The sequence below is a fragment of the Allostella sp. genome, from assembly GCF_041913585.1.
Classification (GTDB): Bacteria; Pseudomonadota; Alphaproteobacteria; order ATCC43930; family Allostellaceae; genus Allostella.
This window is the reverse complement of record NZ_JAYSFE010000032.1, coordinates 1-20,331: the sequence shown is the minus strand read 5'-3', so window position 1 is coordinate 20,331 and position 20,331 is coordinate 1. Positions and strand designations below refer to the sequence as shown.

Sequence of the window (20,331 nt, the reverse complement as noted above, 5' to 3'; positions counted from 1 at the left end):
CGCTAGGCCGCCCGCGCCCGGCCGCCCGCGCGCGCGGCGAGCGCGGCCCAGGCAGCGACGCAGCGGTCGACGTCGTCGGCCGTGCTGTTCCAACCGAGGCTGATGCGGATCGCCGCCCGGGCGACCGCCGCCTCCACTCCCATGGCGTCCAGGACGTGCGACGCCCGGACCTTGCCCGACGAGCACGCCGATCCGGCGGAGACCGCCACCCCGGCGAGGTCGAGCGCCATCACCTGGGTCTCGGCCGACACGCCCGGCATCGCGGCCGAGACGGTGTTCGGCAGCCGATCGGCCCCGGCGGCGAAGATGCGCACGGTCGGCACGGCCGCCCGCAGCCCGGCCTCCAGCCGGTCGCGCAGCGCCGCGATGCGGCCGTCGTCCCCGTCGGCCGCCGCCGCCGCGGCGGCGGCGAAGCCGGCGATCGCCGGCACGTTCTCGGTCCCGGCCCGCAGCCCGTTCTCCTGCCGGCCGCCGCGCAGGAGCGGCCGCAGCGGCAACCCCTCCTGGATCAGCAGCGCGCCGACGCCCGGCGGCCCGCCCAACTTGTGGGCGGAGACGGTCATCATCTCGACGTCGAGGTCGGCGAAGGAGACCGGAAGCCGGCCCGCCGCCTGGGTGGCGTCGGTATGGACCAGGGCGCCCGCGGCATGGGCGAGGCGCACGACCTCGGCCAGCGGCTCGATCACGCCCGTCTCGTTGTTCGCCAGCATGACGGAGACGAGGCCGACGCCGCCCTCGGCGAGCCGACGCTCCAGCCAGGCGAGGTCGACGACGCCGTCGCCGTCGACCGGAATGCGTTCGGCGGCCGGCGCCGCCGCCAGGACGGAATCGTGCTCGACGGCCGAGACCAGCGTCGCCGCGGCCCCCAGGCCGCGCAGCGCCAGATGGTTCGCCTCGGTGCCGCCGGAGGTGAAGACGATCGCGTCCGACGGCATGTCGAAAGCCGCCGCGACGGCGCGCCGCGCCCGCTCGACCGTCGCCCGCGCGGCCCGGCCAGGGCCATGCGGCGAGGACGGGTTGCCGGTCTCGTCCATGGCGGCCAGCATCGCCGCCCGCGCCTCGGGGCGCAGCGGCGAGGTGGCGTTGTGGTCGAGATAGGCGATCATCGGATCGCGCCCGCTATTCCGCCGCCGCGGCGACGGCGCGGTGGTGGACGACGCCGCTGGTGCCGAGGATGCGGCGCTCGCAGACGTCGGCCAGGCTGACCGCGCTGAGGTAGAGGTGGATCTGGTTGCCGAGTTCCTCCCACAGGTCGTGGGTCAGGCAGCGGCTCTTGTCGGAATGGCAGCCGCGCGACACCCCGGGCGAACAGCGCGTCGCCCGGATCGGCTCGTCGACGGCGAGGATGATGTCGGAGATGCGGGTCTCGCCCATCTCGCGCGACAGCAGGTAGCCGCCGCCCGGTCCGCGGACGCTGCGCACCAGCCCGCCGCGGCGCAGCTTGGCGAAGAGCTGCTCGAGGTAGGAGAGCGAAATCTCCTGCCGGTCGGCGATGTCGGCCAGCGCCACCGGCCGGCCGGCGCTGTGGCTCGCGAGGTCGACCATCGCCATGACCGCATAGCGGCCTTTCGTGCTGAGCTTCACGGCTCGACCCTTTCCATGCGCAGGGCCGCCTCGGCGGCGCGGCGATGATCGTCGCTGGCACACTCGAGTTCGGCGACGCGGGAGCGCAGGCGGGACACCTCCTCCCGCAGGTCGGAGAGCGCCCGGGCGACCGGATCCGCGACCTCGCCGGGCGTGTTGGCATAGGCCGCGAAACTGTCGGGGGCGGGCGGGTTCCTGCTCTTCACGGCCTTGGCCGGGATGCCGACGACCGAGGTGCAGGCCGGGACGTCGTTGAGGACGACGGCGTTCGAACCGATGCGGGCGCCCTCGCCGATCATCAGGGGGCCCAGCACCTTGGCGCCGGCGCCGACGATGACGCCGTTGCCCAGCGTCGGGTGGCGCTTGCCCTTCTCCAGCGAGGTGCCGCCGAGCGTGACCCCCTGGTAGAGGGTGACGTCGTCCCCCACCTCGGCGGTCTCGCCGATGACGACGCCCATGCCGTGGTCGATGAAGAGCCGGCGGCCGAGGGTGGCGCCCGGGTGGATCTCGATCCCCGTCGTCACCCGCCCGACATGGGAGACGAAGCGCGCCAGCGTCCACCAGCGGCGGCGCCACAGCGCGTTCGCCCAGCGATGGAAGATGCGCGCATGGATGCCGGGGTAGCACAGCAGCACCTCGAGCCGGGACTTCGCTGCGGGGTCGCGGGCCATCACGGCGGCGATATCATCGCGAAGGTTGGTAAAGACCATCGATCCCACTATGTTAGCCGTGGCTTTCCGATGCGCGTCAGGCGCGGGCGCCGGTGCCGAGGATATAGGTAATCCGACTAATCCAGTCAAGTTTAGCGCGAGCCCGCCCCCTGCCGGGCGCCGAGCCGCGCCATAGTTCGAGGAGTGCGATGCCGGAAGTCATCATCAACGGCCCGGAAGGCCGCCTGGAAGGCCGCTATTCCCACGCGCGCACCCCGAACTCGCCGGTCGCGCTGCTGCTGCACCCGCACCCGCAGCACGGTGGCACGATGAACAACAAAATAGTCTACAACCTCTATCAGGCTTTCGTCCGCCGCGGCTTCTCGTCGCTGCGCTTCAACTTCCGCGGCGTCGGCCGCTCGCAGGGCACCTACGACCGCGGCGAGGGCGAGCTCTCGGATGCCGCCGCCGCCCTCGACTGGCTGCAGACCTACAATCCGAACGCGCCGTCCTGCTGGGTGATCGGCTTCTCGTTCGGCGCCTGGATCGGCATGCAGCTGCTGATGCGCCGGCCCGAGATCGCGGGCTTCGTTTCGGTGTCGCCGCCGGCCAACATGTTCGACTTCTCGTTCCTCGCCCCCTGCCCGTCGTCGGGCCTCATCGTCCATGGCGACCAGGACACGCTGGTGCCCGAGGAGGCGGTGCTGAAGCTGGCGAACAAGCTCAACAGCCAGCGCGACATCACCGTCACGCTGAAGTCGATCAAGGGTGCCGACCATTTCTACAAGGACAAGGTCGACCAGCTGGTCGAACTGGTCGACCGCTACGTCGACGAGGCGATCGCGTCGGCCCCGGCGCGGGCGGCCGCGGGCACCCGCTGAGGCGGCCGCCCCACGCCCGCCCGGCGGCGCCGCCGCGCCCGGGCCGGGCGGCAGCGGCCGGACGTCAGGAGCGCGGCGTGACGGTGCAGGTGATGATCGGCTGGAAGCCCGGAATGCCCGGGTCCGTGCGGCTGATGACGACCTCCAGCGAGGTCGTGTTGTCGGCCGGCACCTGATAGCCGCAGTCCCTCGGACTTTCGGGATAGAGACCCGCCTGGATCGCGCCGCCGCCCCGGACTTCGCGGCAGGGCCGGTGGTAGGCGTCGGTCATGGTCAGGACCAGCGGCCCGACCCAGACGAAGTAGTGGGTCGATATCGCCGTCGAGAACAGGCAGACCTGATAGGCCGACGCGGGCGCCGCCGCCAGCATCGTGCCGAGCAATCCCGCACTGAAAGCCAATCGCCGCACGTCCCGCTCCCGCCTGTTCGCGCGGGGGCCATCCAAGCGTTCCCCGGCCGCCGACGCAAGCGATGACGACGCCCGGAGCGAGGGCCCGTCCGCGGCGGGCTCCGCGATCTGCCAGGGCCATCTTCCGTTGCGCGGCGCGGGTGCGCTGGTCCTCGGCGGATCGGGCCGTCGCGTCAGGCTGTCACGGCAGGGGGACGGCGGGCGCGTTGCCGACGGCGCGGGTGGGTCCCGGTCAGAGGATTCCTTCGACCCAGCCCAACTGGCCGAGCGTCTCCCACACGGTGCCGGCCGCCGCAGCCAGCAGCACCAGTCCCGCCGCCAGGGCAGCGGACAGCAACACGCCGTCCTCCTCTACATAGGCCAGCGCAATCAACACGATGACCGCGGCCGGCGGAATGTTGGAGAACGGGATTGGCGCAAACAGCAGCCCGCCCAGCACCACGACCAGGGCGCCGACGACTCGTCTGGTGGCCTGGACGGGTGTTGTCCAACGCGGCCGGGCGACGCGCTCGACGAGCCGCAGAACCGGACCGAACCATCGGATCAGACGGGCGAGGCGCTCCCGACCGAGCACCCGGGCGCCGAGCCGGCGGGGCAGCAGCGGGACGGTGCGGCCGAACATCATCTGGGCAGCCAGGATCACGATCGCGACGCCGGCCAGCGCCGAAACGCCCGGCAGCATGGCGAAGAGGCCGAGCACCATCAGGGTCAGGCCGAACGACCGATCGCCGAGGCGCGCCACGAGGCCGGCCGCGGTCAACCGCTCCGCATCACCATCCCGCAGGAGTTCGGCGAGCAGGGTCGAGGTCGGAGTCCGCGGCGTCATCGGGTCGGCTCTGCTGCGATGCCCGGCGGCCGGCGCGTGCGAACGCCGCACGTCGGCCGCAGCGGCGGACACCAGCACCTGCCGAGAGATCGGGGTATTTGGTCGGAGCGGCCGGATTTGAACCGACGACCCCCAGTCCCCCAGACTGATGCGCTACCAGGCTGCGCTACGCTCCGACCGGACCGACGGCGGCATCCTGGCCGCCCCCGGGAGGGAGCGGGACTATACTGATCCGGCCGGCGGATGCAAACCCCGCGTTGGCCCGATCGCGCGATCGGCGGGCGTCGGCTCAGGCCTCGGCCGGCGGCTCGTCGCGGGTGAAGCCCCGCTTCTCCGCCGTCTTCAGAATGGCACGCAGCACCACCAGTTCGTTCAGCGCCTCTTCGAGCGCAGCGCGGAGTGCCGCGATCTCGGCATTGGCCTCGTCCAGCAGTTCGTCGGCCGCCTCCGCCGCCTCGGCGGGCGCTTCCGGCTCCGCCGCGACGGCGGCCGGCGCCGGGACGGCAGCGCCCTTCACGGTGCGGCCGCTGTCGCGCAGCAGGCGCTGCACGCCCTTGATCGTATAGCCCTCGTCGTAGAGCAGGCGCCGGATCCGCTGCAGCAGCAGCACGTCCTCCGGCCGGTAGTAGCGGCGGCCGCCGCCGCGCTTCAGCGGCCGGATCTGGCCGAACTTGGTTTCCCAGAACCGCAGGACGTGCTGGGGGATGTCGAGTTCCTCCGCCACCTCGCTGATGGTGCGGAAGGCCGATGCCGACTTCGACCGTCGGACGGCAACCTCTTCATCCCCGGAAGACACGGCCATCGACGCTATCCTCAGCAATCTTCATCTTTTGAATCAACGGGTTCGACGATCCCGTTGATGCGGTTCTTGAGAACGTGCGACGCCCGGAACACCAGCACCCGGCGCGGCAGGATCGGCACCTCGTCGCCGGTCTTCGGGTTGCGGCCGACGCGCTGTCCCTTCTGGCGGACCGAGAAACTGCCGAACGAGGAGATCTTCACCATCTCGCCGCGCGTCAAGGCGCCGACGACCTCCTCCAGCACGCGCTCGACCAGGGCGGCGGATTCGTTCCGCGACAGGCCGACCTCCTGGTACACGGCCTCGCTCAGATGTGCTCGCGTGATCGTCCGCCCGGCCATTCGCCCCCCGGCTGCGCTGCGCGGTCCAAGGGGCAGAGACTAAGCAGAGGCCAGGACGGGCGTCAATCCCGCCATCACCATGATTTGCAAGCGTTTGTCGCCGTTGGCTGCGGCGCGGCTGCGGCTTCGGGCCGGGCCCGGCTCACCAGCGGATGAGGCTGGAACCCCAGGTGAAGCCGCCGCCCATCGCCTCGATCAGCACCAGATGTCCCGGCCGGATGCGGCCGTCGGCCGCCGCCTCGGCCAGCGCCAGCGGAATCGATGCGGCCGAGGTGTTGGCGTGCCGCTCGACCGTCACCACCACCTTTTCCGGCGGCAGGCCGAGCTTGCGGCCCATGGCGTCGATGATCCGGCGGTTGGCCTGGTGCGGCACCAGCCAGTCGATCTCGGCGGCGCTGACGCCCGCCGCCGCCAGGGCTTCGTCGACCACCTCCGCCAGGCGGTTGACGGCATGGCGAAACACCTCCTGTCCCTTCATCCGGACATGGCCGACGGTGCCGGTGGTCGACGGCCCGCCGTCGACATAGAGCGCGTCGCGGTGGCGGCCGTCGGAATGCAGGTGCGTCGTCAGCACGCCGCGGTCGGCGGCGGTCCCGGTGCCGGGCTCGGCCCGCAGCACCAGCGCGCCGGCGCCGTCGCCGAAGAGCACGCAGGTCGTCCGGTCCTCCCAGTCGAGGAGGCGCGTGAAGGTCTCCGCGCCGATCACCAGCGCCGTCTTCGCCTGGCCGAGCCGGAGGAAATTGTCGGCCATGGCCAGCGCGTAGACGAAGCCCGAGCACACCGCCTGGACGTCGAAGGCGAAGCCCCGCCGCATGCCGAGCGCCGCCTGGACCTGGGTCGCGGCGGCCGGGAACGTGTCGTCGGGCGTGGTGGTGCCGAGCACGACGACGTCGACCGCGTCGGCGCCGATGCCGGCCCGCTCCAGCGCCTGCCGGGCGGCCGCCGTCGCCAGCGTCACCGTCGTCTCGTCGGGGGCGGCGACGTATCGGCCGCCGATGCCGGTGCGCTGCCGGATCCACTCGTCCGACGTGTCGACGCCGCGCGCCACCAGGGCGTCGTTGCTGACGCGCTCGCGCGGCAGGGCGGAGCCGACCCCCGCGACGACGGACCGGAGGATGGTCACGGCGCGACCGCCGCCGGCGGGTGGAGGCCGAGGGTCGGCTGCAGGTGCTCGAACTCTTCGCGCACGGTGTCGAGGAAGCCGTGCAGGGCCATGTCGACGGCGACGCCGATGGCGTTGGCGAAGCCGAGCGCGTCGGCGCCGCCGTGGCTCTTGACGGCGATGCCGTTCAGCCCGAGGAAGACCGCGCCGTTGTAGCGCCGCGGGTCGAGCCGCCGGCGCAGCTTGCGGAGCGCCGGCCGGGCGAAGAAATAGCCGACGCTGGCGAGCGGCGAGCTCAGGAAGGCGGCGCGCAGCGACTGGGTGAAGAGCTTGACGGTGCCTTCGGCCGTCTTCAGCGCGACGTTGCCGGTGAAGCCGTCGGTGACGATCACGTCGACGGTGCCGGTCGCGATGTCGTTGCCCTCGATGAAGCCGTGGAAGGCGATCGGCAGGCCGGCGTCGCGCAGCCGCTGGCCGGCGATCCGCAGCGCCTCGTGGCCCTTCTGGTCCTCGGCGCCGACATTGAGCAGGCCCACCGTCGGCCGCGCGAGGCCCAGCACGGTGCGCGAGAAGACCTCGCCCATCACGGCGAACTGGAACAGGTTGTCGGCATCGCACTCGATGTTCGCGCCGAGGTCGAGCATGACGCTCTCGCCGCGCAGGGTCGGGAAGAACGAACAGATGGCCGGGCGGTCGATGCCGGGCAGCGTCCGCAGCACCAGCTTGGCCATCGCCATCAGGGCGCCGGTATTGCCGGCCGAGACGACGCCGGCCGCCTGCCCGTCATGGACGGCATTGATCGCCAGCCGCATGCTCGACTGCCGGCCGTTGCGGAGCGCCAGCGACGGCTTGGCGTCGCCGGAAACGACGACGTCGGTGTGGACGATGCGGGCCCGGCCCTGCAGTTTGGGCGCCCGCCGGACGAGCGGCTCCAGCTGCTCTTCGGGCCCGAAGAGCAGGAAGTCGACCTGCGGGAAGCGCGTGAGCGCGAGGTTCGCGCCGTCGATCACGATGCCGGGGGCGTCGTCGCCACCCATCGCGTCGAGAGCGATGGTCAGTCGGTCGCCCAACGCCCGCCCCGGATCGACCTGGCCCGGATCGACCTGGATCAGGCGCCGGTCGCAGCCACCACTTCGCGGCCGTCGTAGTGGCCGCACGAGCCGCAGACGTGGTGCGGGCGCTTCAGTTCGCCGCAGTTCGGGCACTCGACATGAGCCGACGGCGTCAGCGCGTGGTGCGAGCGGCGCATGTTGCGCCGGGACTTGGAAGTCTTCTTCTTCGGAACGGCCATGGTTCTGGTTTCCTGAGGGCAAGCTAGTAGGCGGCGCGAAAGGCCGGGCGTTGTATCCGATCCGATCCGGGCGTGCAATCAGCCCGCGCGAGACCCGGCCATTTCCAGCGGATCTGGCCCAGCGGATCTGGCGGCGCGGACGGGCGAGTGTCTCTCCGGTTCGGCAGCTTCATGCCGCCTCGCCACCGCCCCCGTCAAGGGATTCCAGGCTGGCGCCCGGCGCGCGCGGATAGGGATCGAGCGCGACCGCCAGTTCCTGGGCCGCGGCCTCGCCGATATCGATCTCGTCGCCCTCGAGCGGCTCGACGATCTCGTCCTCGAAATCGACCTCCACCTCGGCACCCGGCTCCTCGCGCCGGAAGAGCAGCACGAAGTCGGAGGAGACGGTCTCGGGCACGGGGCCGAGGGTCACGACGCAGCGCTGCGTCACCTCGGCGTCGACATGCCCGTCGAGACGGAAGGCGGCCCCGCCCTCGACGGCGCGAACGCGCACGGTCGCCCGGAACGACTCGATCGAGATCAGGTCGAAGCGGCGGGCGAGCGCCGCCCGCTCGGCCGCGTCCGCCTCGATCTCGCGGATCAGGCCGCGGCGATCGATCCGGTCGACGGCGACGGGTCGGGAGAATTCGGGCCGGATTCCGGTCATGCCGTTGCCTCCTCGGCGGCGACGCCGGGCACCGGGGGCATTCCGGGCGCCGGGGGAAAGACGACGCGGCCGGCGGCGAGGTCGGCCGCCGGCTGTGCGGCCAGCGCGGCCACGGCCTGGCGGACATAGGCCGTCATCCGCTCGACCGGAACCTCCGCGTCCCGCAACGTCCCGTAGACATTGCGCCGCAGCGCATCCGCCAGGCCGGCATCGTCGCCGGCGATCGCCTCGCGATAGGCCGCCATCCGGCCATAGAAGCCCTGGGCCATCTGCTGGATGCGCCGCCCGATCCCCATGTCGCCGACCCCCATCTCGCGCAGGCTGCGGTCCATGTCGGCGAAGAAGCGATCGAAGAGGGCCTGGGCGAGATCGCGGGCCTCCGGCGGCTCGTCGGCCAGCCGGTGCAGGACGAGGAAGGTGTGCAGGGCGACCATCTCGAAGCGGCCGTCGAGCGAGTCGGGCACGGCGCAATTGCGGTAGAACTCGACCCGCCGCGCCTGCTCGACCGCGGCGGCGTAGAGGTGCGCCGCTGCGGTCTGCGGCGACGTCCCCCTGCGGGTGAACCACTGCGCCAGCCCCATCCTGTCCTCGTCCCGGCCTTCCTCGGCGCCGCGGGCCGGCTCCCCGAGATTGACAGGGACGGCGTACCGGCGGCAGTTTCGTCGATCGGCAAAGCATGGTGACGGGACACGGCCGGCGTCAATCGGACATGCCGCCGCTCCCCGCCCCCGCCCAGAGGCCGCGACATGAGCGTTCGTAACCGAGCCATCCGAACCACCGCCCTGATCGCCGGGCTGATGCTCGGCGCCTGTTCGCCGATCGTCCTGCAGCACGGCCACCAGGTCGCCCAGGAGAAGCTGGCCGAGATCCGCCCGGGCGCGACGACCAAGGACGAGGTGCAGCGCATCCTCGGCACGCCGTCGACGCTCTCGACCTTCAACGACCGGAGCTGGTTCTACGTCAGCCGGCGCACGTCCCAGGTCGCCTTCTTCGCGCCGAGGACCGAGGAGCAGGAGGCGATCGCCATCGACTTCGACGCCTCGGGCGTGGTCGCCGGCGTCCGCCAGTTCGACCTCAAGGACAGCCAGCCGGTCGAGCATGTCGCCCGCCAGACGCCGTCGGTCGGCAAGGAGCTGTCCTTCGTCGAGCAGCTCATCGGCAACATCGGCAAGTTCAACACGGGCCGGCGCAGCGACGCCGGCAACCGCGGCGAGATCTGAGGATCAGCCGCCGGCGCGCCGGCGCAGGTCCGCGACCAGCGCGTCCGGCACCGCCACCCCTTCGGCCGCGGCGCGGGCGCGGGCGGCGAGCCGGCGATCGCCCGGCAGCCGCACCCCCTCCTGTCCGAGGGCGGCGTCGAGCAGCACCGCGACACGGTCGAGGAAGCCCTCGCCGGCCAGCGCCGGCGGATGGATCGCCAGGAAGAGATGTCCGATGCGGGGCTTCGGGCCGTCGGCGGTGAAGAAGGACCCCGCCTCCGAGGCGTAGTTGCCGCCGGTCAGCCCGGCCGCCAGCAATTCGACCATCAGGGCCAGCGCCGCGCCCTTGGCGTCCCCCATCGGCAGCATCGTCCCGGCGAGCGCCGCGTCGGCATCCGTGGTCGGGCGTCCCTCGCGGTCGACGGCCCAGCCCTCGGGGATCGGCTCCTTCTTCTGCGCCGCCACCATGATCCGGCCGCGCGCGACCTTGGAGAGGGAAAGGTCGACGACGAGCGCCGGCGCCGCCGCCCGCGGGCAGGCGAAGGCGATCGGGTTGGTGCCGTAGATCGGCCGCCGCCCGCCCCATGGCGCCAGCGCCGCGGGCGAGTTGGTGAAGGCGAGCCCGACGAGGCCCCGTGCGGCGAGGCGTTCCACATGGTGTCCGGCGACGCCGAAATGGTGCGAGCGATGGACGCCGACCGCGACGATGCCGGTCTCGGGCGCCAGCTCGGCCGCCCGCTCGAGGCCGAGGCGGACGGCCGGGAAGGCGAACCCGTCGGCGGCGTCGACGACCAGCGTCGCCGCCGCCGTCTGCCGCAATGCCGGCCGCGCATGGCCGTCGACCTTGCCCGAGCGCACCTGGTCGGCATAGGCGGGCAGGCGCGCGACCCCGTGCGAGGCGATGCCGTCGGCATCGGCCGCGACCAGCGCCGCGGCGACGGCCGCGGCATTCCCCGCCTCGGTTCCGGCCCGCACCAAGACCGTCCGCGCCAGTTCCTCCAGCGCCTCCAGGGACAGGGTCGTCATCGTCACCTCACCACAGCAGGGAGAAACCGGAGGCCAGGAGCAGCCACAGCACCACCCGGCGATAGGCCTCGTCGTCGATGCGGCGATAGAGCCGGAAGCCCGCCCACAGGCCGGCGACCACCAGGGGCGTGCCGATCAGGAAGAGTTCGCCCGTGCGCCACGACACCGATCCGGCCATGGCGAGCGAGACGATCGTCGTCAGGTGCATGACCAGCAGGTAGGGCTGGTAGGCCTGCCGCTGCTCGTACTTGTTCCACGGCCGGAGCGCACACCAGAGCGTCACGATCGGCCCGCTGAAGCCCGTCATGCCGCCGAGCACGCCGCTGACGAAGCCGATGGCGCAGTCCGCCGGCCGGCCGCCGCGGGTGATCCGTCCGACGTCGGGCCGGAGCAGCAGGAACCCCGTGTAGGCGATCATGAAGACACCGACCGCGACCTGGAAGAGGTGCGGGTCGATCTGGCGCACGATCCAGACGCCGAGCGGCACGCCGACGATGCCGCCCAGGATGAACGGGACGGACGGCACGAGATCGATCTCGCGCCGCATGTTCCAGAGCGCGTAGCCCTGGGTCAGGACGCCGAAGCAGACGACGAGGGCGACGACCTCGAGCGGATCGAGCACGCGCAGCCAGAGCGGCGCCGCCACCAGCGCGAAGGCGAAGCCGACGAGCCCGGAGACGAACCCCGCGAGGCCGGCTCCCGTCAGGAACAGGCCGATGACCAGGCTCATCGGCGGCGCCTCATGGCGGCGGCAGCAGCGCCCGCACCCGCTCGGCGATCGCGAGCGCCGCGGTCAGCCCCGGTGACTCGATCCCGAAGAGGTTGACGAGGCCGGGGACGCCGTGCACCTCCGGGCCGTCGATGCGGTAGTCGGCAGCCGGCTGGTCGGGACCGGAAATCTTCGGCCGGATGCCGCTGTAGGCCGGGGCGAGCGCGCCGTCCGGCAGGTCGGGCCAGTAGCTGCGCACGGCCGCGTAGAACCCCTCGCAGCGGCGCGGGTCGACGTCGTAGTCGATCTCGTCGATCCACTCGACGTCGGGCCCGAAGCGCGCCTGGCGGCCGAGGTCGATGGTGACGTGGACGCCGAGCCCGTGGCGGTCGGGCAGCGGGTAGATCAGGCGGCCGAACGGCTGGCGCCCGAGCAGCGAGAAATAGTTGCCCTTGGCGTAGAGCTGTGGCGGCACGGCCTGCCGCGGCACCCCGGCGATGGCCGCCGCCATGCCCGGCGCATGGAGGCCGGCCGAGTTGACGACGGCGCGGCAGCGCACGGTCATCGGCTCCTCGCCCCCGGTCTCGAGCACGATGCCGTCCGGCTCGACGCGGCCGCGCAGGACCGGGGTATGGAACGCGATCATCGTGCCGGCCGCCTCCGCATCGCCCTGGAGGGCCAGCATGAAGGCGTGGCTGTCGATGACGCCGGTGGACGGCGAGAAGAGCGCGGCCTCGCAGCGCACGGCGGGCTCCATGCGCGCGACCTCGGCCGGGGTCAGCGGCACGAGGTCGGGGACGCCGTTCTCGGCCGCCTTCTGGCGGATCGCCATCAGCTTCGGCACCTGCTCGGGATCGGTCGCCACGATCAGCTTGCCGCAGTCGAGGAACGGCACCCCGCGCTCGCGGCAATAGGCGTAGAGCCGGTGCTTGCCCGCGACGCAGAGCTCGGCCTTCAGGCTGCCGGTCGGATAGTAGATGCCGGCATGGATGACCTCGCTGTTGCGCGAACTGGTCTCGGTGCCGATCGCCTCGGCCTTTTCCAGCACGACGACCTCACGGCCGGCCTCCGCGAGCGCGCGGGCGACGGCAAGGCCGACGACCCCGGCGCCGATCACGACGCAGTCGAGGGATTCCATGGGGGATGACGGGGTCTCGGGACAGCCACAGGGGAACGGAGCCGCACTCTAGCCCGCCCGCACGCGCTTGCCCAGCCGACCGCTCCGCCAGACCGCCGGTACCCGACTCACACATGCAGAATCATATTTCAAAACAATCTATTGGGAGATATATATGAACTACACTGTGAATAACGGGTCTCATAGTAGGTATGAATTTTACCATTTTAGATCAGATGCTTATGGCCCGTTCCTGACAGACTGCGCGCGCTGAAGCTTCTCGTACCGGCGGACCGTCCGGTCGCGCCGCAGCCGCGTCAGGCGCTGCAGCCAGAAGATGCCGTCGAGCTGGTCGATCTCGTGTTGCAGGCAGACGGCGAGCAGGCCCGTCGCCTCCTCCCGGTCCTCGCGGCCGTCGAGATGCCGGAAGCGCACCCGGACCCGGGCCGGGCGTTCCACCAGGTCGCTGACACCCGGCATCGAGACGCTGCCCTCGACATGGCTCGCCCGCTCCTCCGAGGCCCATTCGACGACGGGGTCGGCATAGAAGCGGACGACACCGTCGAGTTCGATCACGACGAGGCGCAGCGGCAGGCCGACATGGGCGGCGGTGATGCCGATGCCGGGGGCCGCCCGCATCGCCGCGAGCAGCCGGTCGGCCAGTTCGCGGAGCCCGTCGTCGAACCGCTCGACCGGCCGGCACACCGTCGCGAGCGCCGGGTCGGGGTAGCGGCGGATGGCGAGTTCGGTCATCGGGCGACAGCTCCGGCAGCGCAATGGTAGGGTCGGGCGGCCCGCCATGGCCGACCCTCCCGACACTACCCCATCCCGGGGCGGCGGACGCGCGCCGTCCGTGCTCCGCGGCATCCTCTGCATGCTGGTGGCGACCGCCGCCTTCATGACGATGCAGACCGGCATCCGCCACCTGACCGGCGAGATGCACCCGTTCGTCGTCGGGTTCTTCCGCACCTTCCTCGGCCTGCTGTGGCTGATGCCCTGGATCCTCCGGATCGGGCCCGCGGCCTGGCGCTCGGCCCGGCCGCTGGTCCATGTCTTCCGCGGCGCGATCAACACCGTCTCGATGCTGTGCACCTTCGTCGCCCTGTCGATCACGCCGCTGGCCGAGGTGACGGCGCTCTCCTTCACCGCGCCCCTGTTCGCCACCCTGGGCGCGATCCTCTTCCTCGGCGAGCGGGTGCGGCTGCGGCGCTGGCTGGCACTCGGCACCGGGTTCCTCGGCGCGCTGCTCATCCTCCGCCCGGGCTTCGCCGAGGTCGGCACGGGCCCGATCCTGGCGGTGGTGGCCTCGGCCCTGTGGGCGATGGCGCTGCTCATCATCAAGGTCCAGTCGCGCACCGATTCGAGCGTCACCATCGCCCTCTACATGGGCCTCGTGATGTCGCCGCTGGCGCTTGCCTGCGCGATCCCGTTCTGGGTCTGGCCCGATCCCGGGCAGTTCCTGATGCTGGTCGCCGTCGGCGGCCTCGGCGCGCTCGGGCAGGTCGCCCTCAACCAGTCGTTCCGCGAGGCCGACGCGACGGTCGTGCTGCCCTTCGACTTCCTGAAGCTGATCTGGGCGACGGCCCTGGGCTTCCTCGTCTTCGCCGAGGTGCCGGACCTGTGGACCTGGATCGGCGGCACCGTCATCTTCGCCGCCACCCTCTACATCGCCTGGCGCGAGGCGAAAACGAAACGGGACGCGCGGCTGGGGACGCGCTAGTTTTTCCGCCATGGGCCTGCTGTCGCGCGCGAGTCTGGCGGTGTTCCTCCTCGGCGCCGCCGCGGCGCCGGCGCCGGGGCTCGAACCGGTCGACGTCGAACTGGTGCTGGCGGTCGACGTGTCGCGGTCGGTCGACGAGGTCGAGGCCCAGCTCCAGCGCCAGGGCTATGTCGACGCCTTCCGCAACCCGCGGGTGATCCGCGCCATCGCCAACGGCCCGCTCGGCCGCATCGGGGTCGCCTATGTCGAGTGGGCGGCCGCCGACTTCCAGCGCCTCGTCATCGGCTGGACCCTCGTCAAGGACGCCGCCAGCGCCGCCGACTTCGCCGACCGGCTGGCCGCCGCCCCGCGCCTCTCCTGGGGCTGGACCTCGGTCTCGGGCGCGATCGACTTCTCGGTGCCGCTCTTTGGGCAGGTCTTCGACGGCACCCGCCAGGTGATCGACGTCTCCGGCGACGGCCGCAACAATTCCGGCCGGCCGGCCGCCGCCGCCCGCGACGACGCCGTCGCCCGCGGCATCACCATCAACGGCCTCGCCATCATGAACGACCGGACCAATTTCGGCCGGCCGCCCGATCGCGAACTCGACGACTGGTACCGCGAGAACGTGGTCGGCGGCCCGGGCTCGTTCCTGGTGGTGGCCGAGGATTTCGAGGCGTTCGGCGAGGCGGTGCTGAACAAGCTGCTGAAGGAGATCGCAGCGCGGCCGGTCGAGGAGCGTCCGGACATCCCTTCGGGCGGCGGCGGCTGACGCCATGCGCGGCGCGGGACCGGCGGTCTGGCTGCTCTCGGCGCTGCTTGCCCTGCCGGCCCGGGCCGACGGCATCGCGGTCGACCTCGAACTGGTGCTGGCGGTCGACGTTTCGCATTCCATCGACGAGGACGACGGCCGGCTGCAGCGCGAGGGCTATGTCCGCGCCTTCCGCGACCCGCGCGTCGTCGCCGCGATCCGCTCCGGCCGCACCGGCCAGATCGCCGTCACCTACGTCGAATGGTCGGCCGAGGACTATCAGCGGGTGGTGGTCGGGTGGTCGCTGCTCGACGGCCAGGAGGCGGCCGACGGTTTCGCCGCCCGCCTCGCCGCGCAGCCGCGCGTGTCGCAGAGCTGGACCGCCATCGGTGCCGCCATCGGCGCCGGCGTCGCCATGATCGAGGCCAACGCCTATGCCGGCCAGCGCAAGGTGATCGACGTCTCGGGCGACGGCGTCAACAACAACGGCCCGGCTCCGGCCGCGGCCCGCGACCTCGCGGCGGCGGCCGGCGTCACCGTCAACGGCCTCGCCATCGTCCGGCCGAAGCCGGCCTGGACCTGGCCGCCGGAGCCGCCGCTCGACGAATACTACCGCGACCACGTGGTCGGCGGGCCGAACAGCTTCCTCATCGTCGCCACCGAGCCCGCTGCCTTCCCGCGCGCCATCCTGCAGAAGCTCCTGCGCGAGATCGCCGGCGCCGGCGGCCCGCCCGCCGAGTATGTCTCGGCCGGCGGGCCCTACCCCGTGGTCGCCGAATGGGACGGGCGGTAGCCGCCCCCTACTCCGCCGCCGCCGCGCGGTTGGTCGCCGCCATGCGCTGGAACCCGTCGGCGAGGTCGGCGATCAGGTCGGCCGGGTCCTCCAGGCCGATATGGAGGCGCAGCACCGGGCCGGCGCCCTGCCATTTCGTTGCCGTCCGCAGGTCCTCCGGATGCGAGGGCAGGATCAGGCTCTCGAAGCCGCCCCAGCTCGCCCCCATGGCGAAGAGCCGCATCCCGTCCAGCATCGCGTCGACGCCGGGCTTGGCCGCGGGGTGGAGGACGATCGAGAAGAGGCCGCAGGCGCCGAGGAAGTCGCGCTTCCACAGCTCGTGTCCGGGGGCGCCCGGGAGCGCCGGATAGAGCACCTCGGCCACCTCCGGCCGGTCGCGGAGCCAGGTCGCGACGCTGAGCGCATTCTCCTGGTGCTGCTTCAGGCGCACCGCCATGGTCCGCAGGCCGCGCAGGCCGAAATAGACGTCGTCGGGCCCGGCGCAGTAGCCGAGGTCGGCCATCGACTGGCGGACCGGCAGGAAGCATTCCTGGTTGGTGACGATGGCCCCCAGCATCGCGTCGGAATGGCCGACGATGTACTTGGTCGCGGCGTGGATCGAGACGTCGACGCCGCGCTCGAAGGACGGGAAGAAATAGGGCGTGCCCCAGGTGTTGTCGTGCAGCACCTTGACGCCGCGGGCATGGGCCGCTGCCGCGATCGCCGGGATGTCCTGGATCTCGAAGGTGAGCGAGCCCGGGCTCTCGCAATAGACGACCCGGGTGTTGGGCTGGATCAGGGCGGCGATGCCGCCGCCGATCAGCGGATCGTAGTAGGTCACCTCGACGCCGAAGCGCTTCAGCACCTTCTCGCAGAGATTGCGGCACGGGCCGTAGACCGTGTCGGCGACCAGGACGTGGTCGCCCGCCTTGACGAAGGCGAGGAGTGCCACGGTGATCGCCGCCAGCCCCGACGAGACGAGCATGGCCCGGTAGCCGCCCTCGACCCCGGCCAGCGCCTCCTCCAGCGCGAACATGGTGGGCGTGCCGGAACGGCCATAGGTCACGCCCTCGAACTTCTTGGCACGGGCGGCGTCGCGGGCGGCCACGGTCGGGAAGGTGATGGTCGAGGCGTGGTAGACGGGCGGATTGACCGCGCCGTGATTGTCGCGCGGGTGGCTGCCGAGATGGGTCAGCAGCGTATCCTTGCGCATGAGGGACTGGTGTTCCTTGTCCATGATCGGATCTTCGGTCTCGCTGGTGGGGTCTGGGGCGTTGCGGGTCCTGGGTGGCGGAAGTCAGGCGGCGGGCGGAACCACCCGGAAGCGCGCGTCGCCGTCACGCTCGATCTGGCCGACGAGGTCGACCTCCCAGGTGAGGTACTGGTGCATCGCTTCCTCGATGCCCGTGTCGCGGTCGTAGGGACGGTACCAGACGTCGTCGGGCGCGTCCGCCATGTGCTCGAAGCCCTTGGCGAGCGGCAGCCCGGCCGCCTTCCAGCCGCGGGTGCCGCCGGCCAGCACCGCCGCCGGCCGGCCGAGGATGGCGGCCGCCTCCGGCGCGGCGAGCTTCGCGAACATGCCGTCGGAGGAGGTGACGACGACCAGTTCCGAGCCGGGCAGCTTCGGCAGCGACCCGGCGAACTGCGAGCGCACGGCGAACCAAGCGCCGGGGACGTGGCCGCCGCGGTAGCGCAGGCTGGTGTCGATGTCGACGACGACGGCGCGGCCCGCCGCCAGCAGCGCCTGGACCTCCTGCGGGGCCAGCTCGCGGACGTCCGGCATGCCGCCCAGAATCTCGACCGGCGCCGGCCCGGCGACGAGCGGCCGGTCCTTCAGCCCGTCGGCCAGCACCACCGCCTCCCAGCCCATCTGCACCAGCCAGGAGGCGGTCATGGTCGCCCGCACCCCGTCATTGTCGACGAGGACGATGCGGGCGCCGCGGATGCCGACATAGGTGTCGGTCGCCTGGACGAGCTGGCCGCCGGGCGCATGGCGCGAGTCGGCGCGGTGGCCGGCCTCGAACTCCTCGGGCGTGCGGACGTCGAGAAGGAAGGTCGTCCGCCCCGGCTCGGCCCGCCATCGGGCGAGGTCGGCCTCGGCGACGAACCGGACGCCGACCCGGCGCCCGACCGCGGCCGCCATGTCCCGCGCCCTGGCGATGCCCTCCGCGCTCGGTTCGGGCGCCTTGCCCGAGGCGCCGCGGTCGACCTGGAGGCCCGCCAGATGCCAGCCCATGGTGCCGTTCTTCAGCGCCACCACCCGGTTGGGCAGGCCGGCATTGATGAGCGACTGGGCGCCGATGATGCTGCGGGTGCGCCCGGCGCAGTTGACGACGACCAGCGTGTCCGGCGAGCGGACGATGTCGTTGACGCGGTAGACGAGTTCCGCGCCCGGGCAGTCGATGCCGGTCGGGATGCTGATGTTGTGGTATTCGGCCCAGGGGCGGCTGTCGAGGACCACCATGTCGGTGCCGGCATCCATCAGCCGCTTCACCTCCGCCGCCTCCATCCGCGGCGTCTCACAGGCATGCTCGACGATCTCGCCGAAGGCCTTGCTCGGCACGTTGACGCCCGAGAAGATCTCGTAGCCGGCCGCCTTCCACGACGCCTGCCCGCCCGCCAGCACCGAGACCGAGGTGTAGCCGGCCTGCTGCAGCTTCGCCGCCGCGCGGTGGGCCAGCGTCTCGTCGGCGTCGACCAGGACGATGCGGGCGGTGCGCCGCGGCACGACGCCGGCGAAGCGCGGCTCGAGCCGGCTGAGCGGCACCGAGATCGCGAAGAGGAGATGGCCGTCGCTGAACGGCCCCTCCTCGCGCACGTCGACCAGCGCCAGTTCCTCGCCGTCGGACAGCATCGCCTTCAGCTCCGCCGCCTCGACCAGCGGCGCCTTGACGATGGCAGGGGGCGGGAAGACGGCACAGGTGCCGGACGCCGGCTCGAAGGCGAGGCGGGCCGGCAGACGCTCCAGGCTCATGCCGTACATGTGCAGGTGCAGCGACGGCACCTTGCCCTCGACATGGATCGAATGGATCTCGTCCGGGCCGAAGGAGACGGCGTTGCCGCGGCGCACGGTCTTGCCGCCGGTCTCCTCGATGGTCGCGCGGCCCGATGCGGCGCCGTCGTCGGTGCGCTTCCAGAAGACGTTCCGCTCCTCGCCGTAGACGCCGCTGATGACGGCCCAGGTGGTGTGGTCGTGCGGCGGCTGCGCCTTGCCCGGCACGCCGGCCGAGGCATAGAGGGCGAAGCGATGGTCGGCGTCCTCGGAGAGGCGGTAGATGGTGCCCTTGCCGCCGGCGACGGGGAAATGGGCCGGGGGAAACAGGTCGGTCTTCGCGGCGAGCGCCATGACCTCGGCCGCGATCGCCGAGCGGGCCCCTGGCCCCGTCCCCTCGGTCGCCTCGATCGCGCGCACCCGCGCAACGGTCGCGGCCACTGCCGCGGCCCGCTCGCTATGTACCGACATGCCGGTCCCTCCCGGATTTCTGGATCGTTGGCCGGCGACGCCGGCCCGGGCCGACACTAGCGCAGTTCCGGCGCCGCTTCACCCCCGCGGGGCGCCGTTCTCGACCACCCGGAGCATGGTGGCGAGCCCCTGCCGCCAGCGCGCCGAGCGCCCCGCGGCCTGGGCGACGAAGCGCGACTGCTCGAGGCCGGGCAACGGTCCCGGATCGACGCCGACCAGCCGCGCGACGGCGGCGACCGCCGCCCCGGGGGCGGCCAGGAGGTCCTCGTAGACGATTTCGACCGGCCGTATGCCATTGACCTGAAAGAATCCTCGCCAGAAGTCGTTCTCCGCCCGAATGCGGCCGGTAGCATCGAACAGTGCGCCGATATCGACCGCGTCGTCGACCTCGTCGCCCGCATCCCCCGCCTCGGCGCCCTCCGCTTGCCCGCGCAGCCGGAACCAGGCGTTGGTGCGGGTGGCGATCGCCAGCGAGATCGCCTGCGCCGTCACGTCGCGGCGCCGCAGCCAGACGAAGCGGCTGACGGCGAGATAGCGGCGGAACGCCGGCTGGTCGATGGCCGCCCAGGCCTGATGGAAGTGCATCTTGGCGCCGAAGACGCCGTTGCCGGTGCTGCGCCGGGCGACGAGGGCGCGCAGGTACGCGCCCATCCCGACCGGGAGCGCGAGGCCGAGGCGCCGCGCCATCGGCACGATCATGTCGTGCTGGTTGAAATATTCGGTGGGCACGCCGAGGCGGCCCGTGGCGTGCAGCAGGTCGCAGAGCAGCATCGAGCCGCTGCGTGGCGTCGAGGCGATGACATAGCTGCGCAGTGCGCCGGTCGCGGGCGGCAGGTCGAACTCCGGCCCGAGAAACGGCATCGCCGCTTCGGGCGGCGGGCTGTCGGGCGGCTGCGCGGGATCGGCCATCGCCCGATCCTATCCGCCCCGCGCGCCCGTGCCATCTTCCGATCGCCGCCCCGCGCTTGCTATAAGCACGCTCGGCCTGTCCCCGTAGCTCAGCAGGATAGAGCACAGGATTCCTAATCCTGGGGCCGTGGGTTCGAATCCCGCCGGGGACACCACT

General features: G+C 72.0%; 24 protein-coding genes and 2 tRNA genes. 6 read left to right on the top strand and 20 right to left on the bottom strand.

The features are described from left to right. Nucleotides 1-2 precede the first annotated feature (2 nt). From ACE3Q3_RS08510 to cysE, 3 genes are read right to left on the bottom strand one after another with little or no spacing between them, the layout of a single operon-like run. Complete coding sequence (locus ACE3Q3_RS08510; protein WP_374444503.1) at nucleotides 3-1,106, bottom strand: cysteine desulfurase family protein; 1,104 nt, start codon at nucleotides 1,104-1,106, stop codon at nucleotides 3-5. 13 nt (nucleotides 1,107-1,119) lie between these two features. Continuing rightward, nucleotides 1,120-1,584, bottom strand: a complete 465-nt coding sequence (locus ACE3Q3_RS08505) for an Rrf2 family transcriptional regulator (RefSeq protein WP_374444500.1) — start codon at nucleotides 1,582-1,584, stop codon at nucleotides 1,120-1,122. Continuing rightward, on the bottom strand, nucleotides 1,581-2,294 hold the full coding sequence (gene cysE / locus ACE3Q3_RS08500) for a serine O-acetyltransferase (protein WP_374444497.1): 714 nt from the start codon (nucleotides 2,292-2,294) through the stop codon (nucleotides 1,581-1,583). The genes ACE3Q3_RS08505 and cysE overlap by 4 nt, the downstream gene beginning before the upstream one ends. Before the next feature lie 149 nt (nucleotides 2,295-2,443). Here cysE and ACE3Q3_RS08495 point away from each other — a divergent pair, with 149 nt between their 5' ends. Then, a complete protein-coding gene (locus tag ACE3Q3_RS08495; RefSeq protein ID WP_374444494.1) occupies nucleotides 2,444-3,115 on the top strand; it encodes an alpha/beta hydrolase in 672 nt (223 codons plus the stop codon). 64 nt (nucleotides 3,116-3,179) lie between these two features. On the opposite strand, the gene ACE3Q3_RS08490 is transcribed toward ACE3Q3_RS08495, so the two are convergent. The 10 genes from ACE3Q3_RS08490 to ACE3Q3_RS08445 form a co-directional block, all read right to left on the bottom strand. Next, nucleotides 3,180-3,515 carry a hypothetical protein gene (locus tag ACE3Q3_RS08490; protein WP_374444491.1) on the bottom strand — a complete coding sequence of 112 codons (336 nt, stop codon included), beginning with the start codon at nucleotides 3,513-3,515 and terminating at the stop codon, nucleotides 3,180-3,182. Nucleotides 3,516-3,756: 241 nt separating this feature from the next. Beyond that, nucleotides 3,757-4,428, bottom strand: a complete 672-nt coding sequence (locus ACE3Q3_RS08485) for an exopolysaccharide biosynthesis protein (protein ID WP_374444489.1) — start codon at nucleotides 4,426-4,428, stop codon at nucleotides 3,757-3,759. Between the two features lie 21 nt (nucleotides 4,429-4,449). Next, nucleotides 4,450-4,526: transfer RNA gene (locus tag ACE3Q3_RS08480), tRNA-Pro, on the bottom strand. A 113-nt stretch (nucleotides 4,527-4,639) separates the two neighbouring features. Then, entirely contained in the window at nucleotides 4,640-5,152 is a 513-nt protein-coding gene (locus tag ACE3Q3_RS08475; protein WP_374444487.1) for a MerR family transcriptional regulator, read from the bottom strand. An 11-nt stretch (nucleotides 5,153-5,163) separates the two neighbouring features. Further along, the gene (locus ACE3Q3_RS08470) at nucleotides 5,164-5,490 is read right to left on the bottom strand and encodes an integration host factor subunit alpha (RefSeq protein WP_374444485.1); all 327 of its coding nucleotides are present in this window, start codon (nucleotides 5,488-5,490) and stop codon (nucleotides 5,164-5,166) included. A 142-nt stretch (nucleotides 5,491-5,632) separates the two neighbouring features. Further along, complete coding sequence (locus ACE3Q3_RS08465) at nucleotides 5,633-6,613, bottom strand: beta-ketoacyl-ACP synthase III (RefSeq protein ID WP_374444483.1); 981 nt, start codon at nucleotides 6,611-6,613, stop codon at nucleotides 5,633-5,635. After that, nucleotides 6,610-7,662: a phosphate acyltransferase PlsX gene (gene plsX, locus ACE3Q3_RS08460; RefSeq protein WP_374444480.1), complete on the bottom strand. Its 1,053-nt coding sequence runs from the start codon at nucleotides 7,660-7,662 to the stop codon at nucleotides 6,610-6,612. The genes ACE3Q3_RS08465 and plsX overlap by 4 nt, the downstream gene beginning before the upstream one ends. Nucleotides 7,663-7,700: 38 nt before the next feature. Next, nucleotides 7,701-7,883 (bottom strand): 50S ribosomal protein L32, encoded by a 183-nt coding sequence (gene rpmF, locus ACE3Q3_RS08455; protein WP_374444479.1) that lies wholly within the window; start codon nucleotides 7,881-7,883, stop codon nucleotides 7,701-7,703. 169 nt (nucleotides 7,884-8,052) lie between these two features. Beyond that, a complete protein-coding gene (locus tag ACE3Q3_RS08450) occupies nucleotides 8,053-8,529 on the bottom strand; it encodes a DUF177 domain-containing protein (RefSeq protein ID WP_374444476.1) in 477 nt (158 codons plus the stop codon). Further along, on the bottom strand, nucleotides 8,526-9,110 hold the full coding sequence (locus ACE3Q3_RS08445; protein ID WP_374444473.1) for a ubiquinol-cytochrome C chaperone family protein: 585 nt from the start codon (nucleotides 9,108-9,110) through the stop codon (nucleotides 8,526-8,528). The genes ACE3Q3_RS08450 and ACE3Q3_RS08445 overlap by 4 nt, the downstream gene beginning before the upstream one ends. 165 nt (nucleotides 9,111-9,275) lie before the next feature. On the opposite strand from ACE3Q3_RS08445, the gene ACE3Q3_RS08440 reads away from it, so the two are divergent. After that, nucleotides 9,276-9,749 carry an outer membrane protein assembly factor BamE gene (locus ACE3Q3_RS08440; RefSeq protein WP_374444471.1) on the top strand — a complete coding sequence of 158 codons (474 nt, stop codon included), beginning with the start codon at nucleotides 9,276-9,278 and terminating at the stop codon, nucleotides 9,747-9,749. A gap of 3 nt (nucleotides 9,750-9,752) precedes the next feature. Here the strand turns inward: ACE3Q3_RS08440 and ACE3Q3_RS08435 are convergent, their stop codons facing one another. The 4 genes from ACE3Q3_RS08435 to ACE3Q3_RS08420 all read right to left on the bottom strand — a co-directional run bounded on the left by ACE3Q3_RS08435 (nucleotide 9,753) and on the right by ACE3Q3_RS08420 (nucleotide 13,333). Then, complete coding sequence (locus tag ACE3Q3_RS08435) at nucleotides 9,753-10,754, bottom strand: Ldh family oxidoreductase (protein WP_374444469.1); 1,002 nt, start codon at nucleotides 10,752-10,754, stop codon at nucleotides 9,753-9,755. A gap of 7 nt (nucleotides 10,755-10,761) precedes the next feature. Further along, a complete protein-coding gene (locus ACE3Q3_RS08430; protein WP_374444468.1) occupies nucleotides 10,762-11,484 on the bottom strand; it encodes a sulfite exporter TauE/SafE family protein in 723 nt (240 codons plus the stop codon). Between the two features lie 10 nt (nucleotides 11,485-11,494). Continuing rightward, nucleotides 11,495-12,601, bottom strand: coding sequence for an NAD(P)/FAD-dependent oxidoreductase (locus ACE3Q3_RS08425; protein ID WP_374444465.1), 1,107 nt, complete (start codon nucleotides 12,599-12,601; stop codon nucleotides 11,495-11,497). Nucleotides 12,602-12,820: 219 nt separating this feature from the next. After that, entirely contained in the window at nucleotides 12,821-13,333 is a 513-nt protein-coding gene (locus tag ACE3Q3_RS08420; protein WP_374444463.1) for a peptide deformylase, read from the bottom strand. 100 nt (nucleotides 13,334-13,433) lie between these two features. Here ACE3Q3_RS08420 and ACE3Q3_RS08415 point away from each other — a divergent pair, with 100 nt between their 5' ends. From ACE3Q3_RS08415 to ACE3Q3_RS08405, 3 genes are read left to right on the top strand one after another with little or no spacing between them, the layout of a single operon-like run. Continuing rightward, nucleotides 13,434-14,300: a DMT family transporter gene (locus ACE3Q3_RS08415; protein WP_374444461.1), complete on the top strand. Its 867-nt coding sequence runs from the start codon at nucleotides 13,434-13,436 to the stop codon at nucleotides 14,298-14,300. Nucleotides 14,301-14,310: 10 nt separating this feature from the next. Beyond that, nucleotides 14,311-15,051: a DUF1194 domain-containing protein gene (locus ACE3Q3_RS08410; protein ID WP_374444459.1), complete on the top strand. Its 741-nt coding sequence runs from the start codon at nucleotides 14,311-14,313 to the stop codon at nucleotides 15,049-15,051. A gap of 4 nt (nucleotides 15,052-15,055) precedes the next feature. Continuing rightward, nucleotides 15,056-15,823: a DUF1194 domain-containing protein gene (locus ACE3Q3_RS08405; RefSeq protein ID WP_374444457.1), complete on the top strand. Its 768-nt coding sequence runs from the start codon at nucleotides 15,056-15,058 to the stop codon at nucleotides 15,821-15,823. Between the two features lie 7 nt (nucleotides 15,824-15,830). On the opposite strand, the gene metC is transcribed toward ACE3Q3_RS08405, so the two are convergent. From metC to ACE3Q3_RS08390, 3 genes are all read right to left on the bottom strand, one after another. Beyond that, nucleotides 15,831-17,039 carry a cystathionine beta-lyase gene (metC, locus tag ACE3Q3_RS08400; protein ID WP_374444455.1) on the bottom strand — a complete coding sequence of 403 codons (1,209 nt, stop codon included), beginning with the start codon at nucleotides 17,037-17,039 and terminating at the stop codon, nucleotides 15,831-15,833. Nucleotides 17,040-17,099: 60 nt separating this feature from the next. Next, nucleotides 17,100-19,265, bottom strand: coding sequence for a rhodanese-like domain-containing protein (locus ACE3Q3_RS08395; RefSeq protein WP_374444453.1), 2,166 nt, complete (start codon nucleotides 19,263-19,265; stop codon nucleotides 17,100-17,102). Between the two features lie 78 nt (nucleotides 19,266-19,343). Continuing rightward, nucleotides 19,344-20,174 carry a Stf0 family sulfotransferase gene (locus ACE3Q3_RS08390; protein WP_374444451.1) on the bottom strand — a complete coding sequence of 277 codons (831 nt, stop codon included), beginning with the start codon at nucleotides 20,172-20,174 and terminating at the stop codon, nucleotides 19,344-19,346. A 78-nt stretch (nucleotides 20,175-20,252) separates the two neighbouring features. On the opposite strand from ACE3Q3_RS08390, the gene ACE3Q3_RS08385 reads away from it, so the two are divergent. After that, nucleotides 20,253-20,329: transfer RNA gene (locus ACE3Q3_RS08385), tRNA-Arg, on the top strand. The last annotated feature ends 2 nt before the right edge of the window (nucleotides 20,330-20,331 follow it).